The 9,508-nt window shown below is 56.9% G+C and carries 11 protein-coding genes; 5 read left to right on the top strand and 6 right to left on the bottom strand.

Annotation, left to right across the window (positions count from 1 at the left end; all coding sequences use genetic code 11):
* The 3 genes from IGS51_RS20965 to cysW all read left to right on the top strand — a co-directional run.
* The coding region (locus IGS51_RS20965; RefSeq protein WP_297080699.1) for a sulfate ABC transporter substrate-binding protein at positions 1-800 on the top strand (800 nt) is incomplete at its 5' end.
* Positions 801-850: 50 nt separating this feature from the next.
* Entirely contained in the window at positions 851-1,711 is an 861-nt protein-coding gene (cysT, locus tag IGS51_RS20960) for a sulfate ABC transporter permease subunit CysT (RefSeq protein ID WP_297080698.1), read from the top strand.
* Positions 1,701-2,582 (top strand): sulfate ABC transporter permease subunit CysW, encoded by an 882-nt coding sequence (cysW, locus tag IGS51_RS20955; protein ID WP_297080697.1) that lies wholly within the window; start codon positions 1,701-1,703, stop codon positions 2,580-2,582. Before cysT ends, cysW begins: the two co-directional genes overlap by 11 nt.
* Before the next feature lie 508 nt (positions 2,583-3,090).
* Here the strand turns inward: cysW and IGS51_RS20950 are convergent.
* The 6 genes from IGS51_RS20950 to IGS51_RS20925 form a co-directional block, all read right to left on the bottom strand.
* Positions 3,091-3,612: a YqeG family HAD IIIA-type phosphatase gene (locus tag IGS51_RS20950; protein WP_297080696.1), complete on the bottom strand. Its 522-nt coding sequence runs from the start codon at positions 3,610-3,612 to the stop codon at positions 3,091-3,093.
* A gap of 268 nt (positions 3,613-3,880) precedes the next feature.
* On the bottom strand, positions 3,881-4,960 hold the full coding sequence (mltG, locus tag IGS51_RS20945; protein ID WP_297080695.1) for an endolytic transglycosylase MltG: 1,080 nt from the start codon (positions 4,958-4,960) through the stop codon (positions 3,881-3,883).
* A 325-nt stretch (positions 4,961-5,285) separates the two neighbouring features.
* Positions 5,286-5,882, bottom strand: coding sequence for a DUF3727 domain-containing protein (locus IGS51_RS20940; RefSeq protein ID WP_297080694.1), 597 nt, complete (start codon positions 5,880-5,882; stop codon positions 5,286-5,288).
* 221 nt (positions 5,883-6,103) lie between these two features.
* Positions 6,104-6,535, bottom strand: a complete 432-nt coding sequence (ruvX, locus tag IGS51_RS20935; RefSeq protein WP_297080693.1) for a Holliday junction resolvase RuvX — start codon at positions 6,533-6,535, stop codon at positions 6,104-6,106.
* Between the two features lie 105 nt (positions 6,536-6,640).
* Positions 6,641-7,825, bottom strand: a complete 1,185-nt coding sequence (locus IGS51_RS20930; protein WP_297080692.1) for a GNAT family N-acetyltransferase — start codon at positions 7,823-7,825, stop codon at positions 6,641-6,643.
* A gap of 165 nt (positions 7,826-7,990) precedes the next feature.
* A complete protein-coding gene (locus IGS51_RS20925; RefSeq protein WP_172354133.1) occupies positions 7,991-8,440 on the bottom strand; it encodes an NfeD family protein in 450 nt (149 codons plus the stop codon).
* On the opposite strand from IGS51_RS20925, the gene IGS51_RS20920 reads away from it, so the two are divergent.
* Positions 8,439-8,612 carry a hypothetical protein gene (locus tag IGS51_RS20920; protein WP_297080691.1) on the top strand — a complete coding sequence of 58 codons (174 nt, stop codon included), beginning with the start codon at positions 8,439-8,441 and terminating at the stop codon, positions 8,610-8,612. The genes IGS51_RS20925 and IGS51_RS20920 overlap by 2 nt on opposite strands.
* A gap of 159 nt (positions 8,613-8,771) precedes the next feature.
* A partial coding sequence (locus IGS51_RS20915) for a Uma2 family endonuclease (RefSeq protein ID WP_297080690.1) occupies positions 8,772-9,508 on the top strand: 737 nt, incomplete at its 3' end.

Below are 9,508 nucleotides of genomic sequence, written 5' to 3'. Positions count from 1 at the left end.
GAGCCGTGATCGACGGGCTAGAGGCGGACGTGGTGGCGCTGGCGATGGCGCTTGATATCCAGAAAATCGAAAAAGCCGGCCTTATCCAACCCGGCTGGGAACAAGAACTGCCAAACCAGTCCATCGTGCATCGATCGGTGCCCGTTTTTGTGACGCGGGACGGCAACCCCAAAAACCTCCAAACCTGGCAGGATTTGACCCAAACAGGGGTGCGAATTGTGACTGCAAACCCCAAAACCTCCGGCGGCGCTCGCTGGAACTTTTTGGGAGCCTGGGGCGCAGTCACGCAGACGGGCGGAACGGCGGAGCAAGCGCTGGCGCTGACCACCCAGATCTATCAAAATGCCCCCGTGCTGGCCCGCGATGCGCGAGAGGCGACCGATAGCTTTTTGCGGCAGGGACAGGGCGACGTGCTGATTAACTACGAAAACGAGGTGCTGCTGGCCAAACAGCGCGGGGAGCCGTTGTCCTATGTAGTGCCCCGCGTCAATATTTCTATCGATAACCCGGTGGCGATTGTCGATGCGGTGGTGGACAAGCGGGGCACGCGGGAGGTCGTGGAGGCCTTTGTGCGCTTCCTGTTTACGCCAGCAGCCCAGGCAGAATTTGCCAAGGTTGGCTTTCGTCCCGTCGATCCAACCGTCGCAGCCGCATACGCCGATCAGTTTGGCAAGGTCGATACGCTGTTCACCGTGGCGGACTTAGGCGGCTGGAACCGGGTTCAAGCTCAGTTTTTCGACGACGGCGCAGTGTTTGACCAGATTCAGGCGCAGATGGGCGGGCGCACGCTGACGAAGTAACCGTCCTTCCGATTCTTTTCGGTAGCTGTAAGTTGAATGCAAATAGGGCTATGACTGCTTCTCCTGTAAGTGATAGATCCGCGAAGGGCGATCGCCCGCTCTGGCATCGCCTGCTACACCTGTCCTGGCCGTGGCGCGTCACCTGGGTCTACCTGACGATCATGCTATTTCTGCCTGCGATCGCCATGCTGCTCAGCGCCAGCACGGTCGGCCCCACCCGGTTCTGGCAAATTGCCACCAGCGACATTGCCCTTTCGACCTATAACGTCACCTTTGGCACGTCTCTGGCGGCGGCGCTCTTGAACGGCGTGTTTGGCACGATCATTGCCTGGGTGTTTGTGCGTTACGACTTTCCTGGTAAGCGGATCATCGATGCAGCGGTGGATCTGCCCTTTGCCCTGCCGACCGCAGTTGCCGGACTGACGCTGGCTACGGTCTACAGCGATGCAGGCTGGATCGGCTCCCTGTTTGCCCCCTTCGGCATCAAAATTGCCTTTACCCGTCTGGGTGTGTTTGTGGCGATGGTGTTCATTTCGCTGCCCTTTGTGGTGCGGACGCTCCAACCTGTGCTGCAAGAAATGGAAAAAGAAGTGGAAGAGGCGGCCTGGTGTTTGGGCGCGTCTTCCTGGCAGACCTTCTGGCGGGTGCTGCTGCCGCCGCTGATTCCGGCGATTTTGACCGGGGTGGCGCTGGGATTTTCGCGGGCAGTAGGCGAATACGGCTCTACGGTGATTGTGGCGGGCAACGTGCCATTTCAGGACTTGATTGCGCCTGTGCTGGTGTTTCAGCGGCTAGAACAGTATGACTATGCCGGAGCAACGGTGATTGGCACGGTGCTGCTGCTGATTTCACTGCTGATGCTGCTGGTGATCAATTTGCTGCAAGCCTGGGGGAGGCGCTATGCGGACTGATGCGGAACTGTTTAACACGCCGGACGCTTCATCGGGCCGCAGGGTTGCCCCTCGTAGCCAGGGGGCGTGGGTGAAGTGGGTGCTGATCGGCATTGCGGTGCTGTATCTAACGCTGATTTTGTTTATTCCGGCGCTGAATGTATTTGTGCAGGCGTTTCGCAATGGGCTGGGGCCGTTCTTTTCCAACCTGGTGTCGCAGCCGTTTTTGAATGCGGTGAAGCTGACGCTGCTGATCGCGGCGATCGCCCTCCCTATCAACACAATTTTTGGACTTTGCGCGGCCTGGGCGATCGCCCGTCACCAGTTTCCCGGCCGCACGCTGCTGCTCAGCATCATCGACATTCCCTTTGCCATCTCGCCTGTGGTGGCAGGCCTGATGATTGTGCTGCTATACGGACGGAACGGCTGGTTTGGCCCGTGGCTGCAAGCCAACGATCTGCGGATTATCTTCGCTGTGCCGGGGATGGTGCTGGCGACGATGTTTGTGACGATGCCGTTTGTAGCGCGGGAGGTGATTCCGGTGCTGGAGGAAGCAGGCACCGATCAGGAAGAGGCGGCGAAAACCCTGGGCGCAAGCGACTGGCAAACCTTTTGGCGGGTGACGCTGCCCAATATCCGCTGGGGCTTGCTGTATGGCTTGATCCTCACCAATGCACGGGCGATGGGCGAGTTTGGCGCGGTGTCGGTGGTGTCGGGGAATATCATCGGCAAAACCCAAACCCTGCCGCTCTATGTGGAAGAGGCCTATAAGCAGTACAAAACGCCTGAAGCCTATTCCGCAGCCGTCTTGCTGGCGTTTTTGGCCGTGATCACGCTGGTATTAAAGGAAATTGTGGAGCGCAAGACGCGCATTAAAGACGTTGAGGAGTAAGCATTTATACTACTAAACGACCTGAGTAATCTGGTTCTGGACGTGGGGCAGGGGGGCGATCGCCCTGACGGTTGGTGATCCGATTTTGGATTTTGGATTGCCGATTTTGAGTCTTCTTTGGATTTACGATTTTTTGCCAGGTGAGCGTTTGCGGGGCTGCTGGCGATCGCGCTGGCAGCATCGACAATTGCTAGATCAGCCGTCAAGCGTGCAATATAAAAAACAAAAAATATAAAAAACAAAAAATAGCCAGCCCTAAAGAAGGCTGGCCGGGTTCGCTGTGTTGGAAAGAGATGTGATGCTAGGAGAACGAAATCACTGGCAGGCTGCCTGGATGAACAGCCGAAGTCGTCAGTGCGATCGCTTTGCAGAAATCTCTGTAAAGTAATGTAACACTATCGCCCTGGCAGCGCAACATTTCGCAATAAAATCGCCAACCCAAAATCGCCAACCCAAAATCGCCAATCCAGCAGGCGGCCATCCAAAATCCAAAATCGACACCGCCGTTCTACCGCCGGGGCGTAAGCGATGCCCCCAAGGCCTGCGACACCCACACTTCAAAGTTGCGAACGGGGCTGCGGCGTATCTCTACGGCGGGGTCTGCCATTGGCTCTACCAGGATGGTGAACATGCCCAGGCGATTGCCCGCTAGCACATCGGTAAACAGGCGATCGCCCACCATCGCCACCTGTTCAATTGGAATGCCCATTGCCTCCACAGCCTGCCGCAGTTTGCGCCGCGAGGGTTTGCCTGCGCCCAGCAAGTAGGGCAGATCAAGCGAGTTGGCAATGCTGCTGATGCGCGATTTGCTGATATTGTTGCTCACCAGCCAGATCGCAGTTGTGGGACGCAGTTGCGCCACCCACTCGCGCAGTTCTCCAGAGGTTTGAGCCACCCGAATCGGCACCAGCGTTTCGTCCACATCTAGCACTAGCCCCCGCAGGTTGTATTGCTGCAATAACGCTGGGGTCAGCGCCAAGATGCTGCTGCCCAACACCAGGTCAGGTTGTAAGAGTTTTCCCCAGGACATTGTTTTTGCGTAAGGGCGAATTGAGGCGTGATACCGATTCTCGATTTTGGATTCGCGATTTGGGATGGCTAGTCAAGCGGTTGCAAAGCTTCTAGCAATTTCACTCGTCGCTTCGCTTGGGAGAATTAATATTGCGATTGCTTTGCCAACAGCCCAGCCTAAATTCTACCTGTTAGATCTCGTGCCGTTGGATGATTTCCCGTGACGTTGGAACTTTAGTTTTGCCGAGTTAGTTTTGCCAATTGCTTTGCCAATTAGTTTTGCCGAGTTAGTTTTGCCGAGTTAGTTCCGCATCGACCGCTCGCTTGGCGGCTTCGTGTTCGGCGAGCGTCCGGCTAAAGATATGCGTACCGTCGTATCGCGCCATGAAAAACAGATATTCCGTATCGCCAGGATTCAGCGAGGCTTCCAGACTGGCCAGACCCGGTGCGGCGATGGGCGTTGGCGTGAGGCCAGGGTTGATGTAGGTGTTGTAGGGCGAGGGCTGGCGCACCTGGGCGTAGGTCAGCGGCTGCTCGACGGTTTGCCGGATGCCCAGCCCATACTCCACCGTGGGGTCTGCAGCCAGAGGAATGCCCTCGCGCAGCCGCCGCGCAAACACGCTAGCGATGGTGGGACGCTCGTCCTGGACGACGGCTTCTTTTTCAACAATGCTGGCCAGCGTCACCCATTCCATGAAGCTGTAGGGCGATCGCCCTTCGTCATAAATCGGCAGGGCGATTTGCTCAAAACGGCGAAGCATTTGGTCAATTGCCAACTCAGGCGTAAGCTCTCCCGCAAACTGATAGGTATCGGGAAACAGAAAGCCCTCCAGCATGGGCAGATTTTCGGGTAGCCACGGAAAGCGATCGCGCGGGATATCTTGTGCGGCGGCCATGAATTCCTCGGCGGGGAAGTAGCCCTGCGCCTCGAAATACTCCGCCATTTGGCGAATCGTCCAGCCTTCGGGAATGGTGAAGCTGTTTTGCACGACTTCGCCCCGCCAGATCTGGTCGGCGATCGCGGGCAACGGCTCAGCAGGCGAGAGGGCGTAGATCCCTGCCTGAAAGCTACCCGGCCGCTTTTGCAGCGTTTGCCAGCGCGTCCACAGGTTCCATGCCTCAGTCGAACGGATGATGCCTTTGTCTTTTAGGGTTTCGCCAATTTGCTGGGCGGTGCTGCCTTCGGGAATTTCGACCCGCACGGCTGCGTCTTCTGGAGGGTTGCCACTATGGGTCGCCTGAGTTGCCGGGGCGATCGCCCCCAGCCACCAGCGCCAGCCCTGCCAGCCGCCCAGCAGCAGCGCCACCAGCACCAGCGCCAGCAGGATTACCCCCTTAGACCATCCAGAAAATCGCTTGACCGACATTGTTGTTTTCTCCAAACCCAGAGCTGCCGAACCCAGAGTGTTGGGGCGATCGCCCTGCGGGTTTCTACATTAAGCACCGGAACGCAGTCTAAACCCTAGTCTAGCGAGAGTCTACGAGTCTAACGGCGGCAGCCCTACAATCCGCCTCCCGATCGATTAACGAACTGATAGCGAGCTGACTGATAGGACGGCCGACGGGTTCCACCGCTAGGCTTTTTGTGGGGCGATCGCACACGCTAACGGATTAACCAAATCAGTTAACCAAATCAGTGAACGCCTCTCCAAAAAACTCATCCAAGGATTACGCACCCCAAATGACTCAAAATTACTCAAACGAGTCAAACAACTGCTCCTCTAGCTGCGGGCGGATTGCCTGAAACTCTTCTGGAGAGAGCAATTCAGGTTCGCCGCTAGCGTTGACGCGGGCAAAGAACATGAGCGGATCGAGGGGCGTGCAAACGTCGTATTCCTGCTCTTCGTGATAGAAGGAGGTCAGCCGCTGAAACTGCTCAGAATCCACCAGGCCGCCTTCTTCGCCCACGTCAATCGTGATTACGTCTTCTTCGGAAACATCGGGCAGGTCGCCCACCGCCGTCAGCGTGTAGGCCGTGCGCTTGAGGGTCAAATCTTGTTCTGCTAGCACAGCCCGAGCGGTTTCAAAAATCTCTTCAATCTGAGTATCGGCCAGGTCAACAAGCGTCCCTGCATCTTCGTCTTCGTCGTCTTCCCAGGCAAAGATTTCAATCGGCGAATCGACTGGCAGCAGCAACAAGTAGGCTTGTCCGTCTACTTCGACCGAATGCTCCACATAACAAACGAGCGATCGCCCGGCCTCGTCTGTCAGGCTGACGGTAGGCAACTCCTCTTCCAAATCGCCCTGGTTTGTCTCAAAGTCATCATTATTTTTCCCGACCTTTGCCATGCCAATATCCTTAAAAAAACTTCGCCAGCAAGAGTTCACAAGCGCATTGCTACTGAAAACTTTACCGCATCGCTGCGCCGCAATTGATGAAAAGGTGGATTCTGGTGGACTCTTCGGCGGATGGAAAACAGGAGCAGCTTTGGATTTTGGGTTTTGGGTTTTGGATTCTGGATTTTGGATTCTGGATTTTGGATTCGTAGACTCTCGGATCGGGTCGCAGGCTAGGTCTGAGTGGGCGATCGCCCGTCTAGCCACTGCTGCAAGATAATGGCGGCGGCTTTGCGGTCGATCAGCGCCTTGTTGTAGGAGGGCGATCGCCCCTCCGCATGGATTAATTCCTCAGCGGCATAGGAGGTCAACCGCTCGTCTACATATTCCACGGGTAGATTCAGCGCGGCTCCTAGCCGCTCGGCAAATCGCTGCACCTGCCGCGCCTGCGCCCCCACTTCGCCATCCAGCTTGTAGGGCATTCCCACCACCAGCACCGTTGCCCGCCGCGCCTCGACCAGCTTCCGCAGCCGCGCCACATCCTCGGCAAAAGATCGCCGCTCGATCGTCTCTAGACCCGTGGCAATTAGCCCCGTGCCGTCGCAGCCTGCTACGCCGATGCGCTTCCTGCCCACATCCAGCCCCAGCGCCGAGATCCGCGTCATGCCGTAGAACTTAGTTGAGATCAGTGAGTTGAGATCTAGTTGAGATCTGGTTGAGATTCAGTGGGAATCTTGGTTGAGATTCTGGTTGAGATTCAGTGGGAATCTTTAGTTAGAATCCTTAGACAACCCTGGTGGCTTGGTGTCGGACTTGCCGTTGCCGTTGCCCGACTCCAGCGAGAAGCGACTGGGCACTGGCTTTCGCACAGGCTGGAGATTTTGCAGCACGTCGGTTAGTTGCAGCCCCTCTAGCGGCTTGGCTTCCCGCAGCTTGTGCCACACCGAGCGCGACATCATCAGCGTGTGGTGGGTTTGCTCTGCACCCAGTTGTTGCAAAAAGTCTTCCCGCTCCGGCTGATAGTCGGCCGAATCGACCATGAGCGCCTGCTCCGGATAGCCCCGCACCACCTGCGCCATCTGGCAAAATAGCTCTGGATAGAGCCAAGTATAGGCGGGGTGAACCGTTAGCTTGGCTTCGTGGGGGTGGCTGCCGTCTTTACAAAGTTGCAGCCGAAAATAGCCGATCGCTGCTTTGCGCTGCGGCTCGAACACGTAGCCGCTAACCACATGCACCGGAGTTAGCCAACTCCCCACCCCGTCCGCGACGCTGCCCAGCAGGCCAGTCTTGAAATCGGTGATGTGGCGATCGAACACTTGACGGACGTGGGGCGGCATCGAGGCCGTGTCCAGTTGGCACAGCAGCCCTGCGTCGGCATTGCCCACGGGCAGCAGGTTGGGCAAATCGGGCTGTCGCTCGGCTAGGGCTTGCCACAGCTCTGGGGCGATCGCCCAGTAGGTCATCTGCGCCAGCGGTTGAAAGCCTGTTTTGCGGCATAGCCCAATCACTGAGTTGTCGTTGACATCCACTTCAATCAGCCAGGTACGGGCTTCCCAAATGGCTTGCAGGCAGTAGCGCAGGAGTTGGGAACCCACGTCCATCAGCGAGGTTTGTCTGAATTCGCCGGGGGAATATTGCCCGACCGCAATTTGCTCAATCCGCCAAGTGCTGCGTGTGCGGTTGAACGGTGAAACCTGAATCACCCCGCGCACCTGATCATCTTGCTCAGCAACGTAGGTTGAAAGCAGATGTTGCAGCGGATTGGGAAACAAACTCAACCCCTTGAGCAGCCCGTACCAGCGTCGGAGCTGCTGCACTCGCTGCGTCACCTCCAGACGGTTGCTCTCGGTGTCCGTTTCTAGTGAATCCAGCATCAACCGCTCCACGACTTCCAGGTCGCGGCGAAGCAGCGGTCGAATTTGCAACTCAGGAGTTTCCGCAGGAGATGAGGCCATCAGGGTTTGAATAATTGCACTGACTCTATGCTACATCCGAATCACGGGTTAGGGGAGGGTTTGCGGTGACAGAGGGTCGGGGCGGTGGGACGATGGGGGAGTTCGCCCGAATATCCAAATTAATACTCAATGAATACTCAAAGAATACTCAAACTGGGCGAATACTCAAACTGGGCGATCTTGCACAAACCCTGCGGGGAGAACGATTAGCGTGTTCCCCTGGCGGCCGACGACGTGAACCGTCTGCCCAACGGCGATCGCCACGTCCGAAACCTGGCTGCGGGCTGACCAAATCGTGCCTTCATAGGTCACCTCCCCAACCCCGCCGCGTGGAATCGTCACAGAGACCTGTGCCTCGCTCGGAGCCGCCAGATCTTTAGACGATTGGGGCACTAGCCCGCGCATGACGATCGCCAGCGCCACCGACAAAATGCCCCACAGCATCATCTGAAGGCCGACGCTGGGCAGGCTGAGGGCAGCGATTGAGGTAATAATGGCCGCAATGCCCAGCGCTGTGATGGTTGGCTCAAACACCAGCAAATTCAAAAACAAGCAACACATTCCTCCCACCAGCCAAAGCAGGTAGGCAGGCTGATTGAAGACGGACTGCATCATGGTAGAAAGCTCCCGCGCATGGAAGACGGCAGACCGGGAAAGGAGGAGGATTTGGGAGCAGGCCAGCCGCTATGTTTCAAGACTACACGCTGGCGATCGCCAATTACAGGCAGTCCCGGCGAAAGGCTTCTGGCTTCTGATGCGCGATCTCAGTCTGGGCGATCGCCGGTAAAGCGGGGTTCAGCAGACTGCTAGGAATCAGCAGTCGCCCAAGGCCATGAGCAGAAGGAAGTTCTGACTCGCTTGACTAGATTCGCTTGACTAGACTCGCTTGACCAGACTCGCTTGACTAGAATAAACGGTATTGCAGTATCGGGTTGGATCATCACCTATGGCACACAACCTGCTCAGCGACGACGCAATCGTGACGGAACTGGACATCAGCCATCTGGTTACCGAGGACGACACACCAGTGGACAATTTTCAATCCGAAAAACAGCAACGACTTCTGGTAGAACCGCTGTATAGCTCTTGGTCGCCGGGAATCCCGTTTATTGCCGCCGCCAATGTGGGGGTGTTCTATGCCCTCAAGCAAGATCCGATTGTTCCCGATGCGATGCTGAGTTTGGGGCTGGAAATGCCAACAGATTGGAGCCAGAAGCAAAACCGCTCCTACTTTGTCTGGGAGTTTGGCAAAGTGCCGGACGTGTGCATTGAGATTGTCTCCAATCGAGAAGGAGATGAACTCGCGCTGAGCCGTAAATCTCAGCAAAAGGGCAAAACCCTGAGCAAGAAAGACCTCTATGCCCGCATTGGGGTGCCCTACTACGCTGTGTTTGATCCCCTGGAACAGCTTCAGGCTCCAGACGAGATGGATGGATCGCTGCTGCAAGCCTGGGCTTTGAGGGAGGGGCGATATCACCTGTTGCAGCCGCCCGTCTGGTTAGAAGCGGTGGGGTTGGGGTTGACCCTCTGGGAAGGCGAATTTGAAGGAGTAAGCGGACTGTGGTTGCGCTGGTGCGATGCCCAAGGGCAGGTGATTTGGACTGGAGCAGAGGGACAAAACGCCGAACGCCAGCGGGCAGAAGCCGAACGCCAGCGGGCAGAAGCCGAACGCCAGCGGGCAGA

The sequence above is a fragment of the Thermoleptolyngbya sp. M55_K2018_002 genome (genome assembly GCF_015295965.1).
Lineage (GTDB): Bacteria > Cyanobacteriota > Cyanobacteriia > Elainellales > Elainellaceae > Thermoleptolyngbya > Thermoleptolyngbya sichuanensis.
The sequence above is the reverse complement of the archived record's forward strand: the minus strand, read 5'-3'. Positions and strand labels throughout refer to the sequence as shown.

Excerpts from the sequence above, each read along its gene's own strand:
- cysT (WP_297080698.1), top strand. The coding sequence starts at position 851 with ATGACTGCTTCTCCTGTAAGTGATAGATCCGCGAAGGGCGATCGCCCG.
- cysW (WP_297080697.1), top strand. The coding sequence starts at position 1,701 with ATGCGGACTGATGCGGAACTGTTTAACACGCCGGACGCTTCATCGGGC.
- IGS51_RS20950 (WP_297080696.1), bottom strand. The coding sequence starts at position 3,612 with ATGTCCTGGGGAAAACTCTTACAACCTGACCTGGTGTTGGGCAGCAGC.
- mltG (WP_297080695.1), bottom strand. The coding sequence starts at position 4,960 with ATGTCGGTCAAGCGATTTTCTGGATGGTCTAAGGGGGTAATCCTGCTG.
- IGS51_RS20940 (WP_297080694.1), bottom strand. The coding sequence starts at position 5,882 with ATGGCAAAGGTCGGGAAAAATAATGATGACTTTGAGACAAACCAGGGC.
- ruvX (WP_297080693.1), bottom strand. The coding sequence starts at position 6,535 with ATGACGCGGATCTCGGCGCTGGGGCTGGATGTGGGCAGGAAGCGCATC.
- IGS51_RS20930 (WP_297080692.1), bottom strand. The coding sequence starts at position 7,825 with ATGGCCTCATCTCCTGCGGAAACTCCTGAGTTGCAAATTCGACCGCTG.
- IGS51_RS20920 (WP_297080691.1), top strand. The coding sequence starts at position 8,439 with ATGGTAGAAAGCTCCCGCGCATGGAAGACGGCAGACCGGGAAAGGAGG.
- IGS51_RS20925 (WP_172354133.1), bottom strand. The coding sequence starts at position 8,440 with ATGATGCAGTCCGTCTTCAATCAGCCTGCCTACCTGCTTTGGCTGGTG.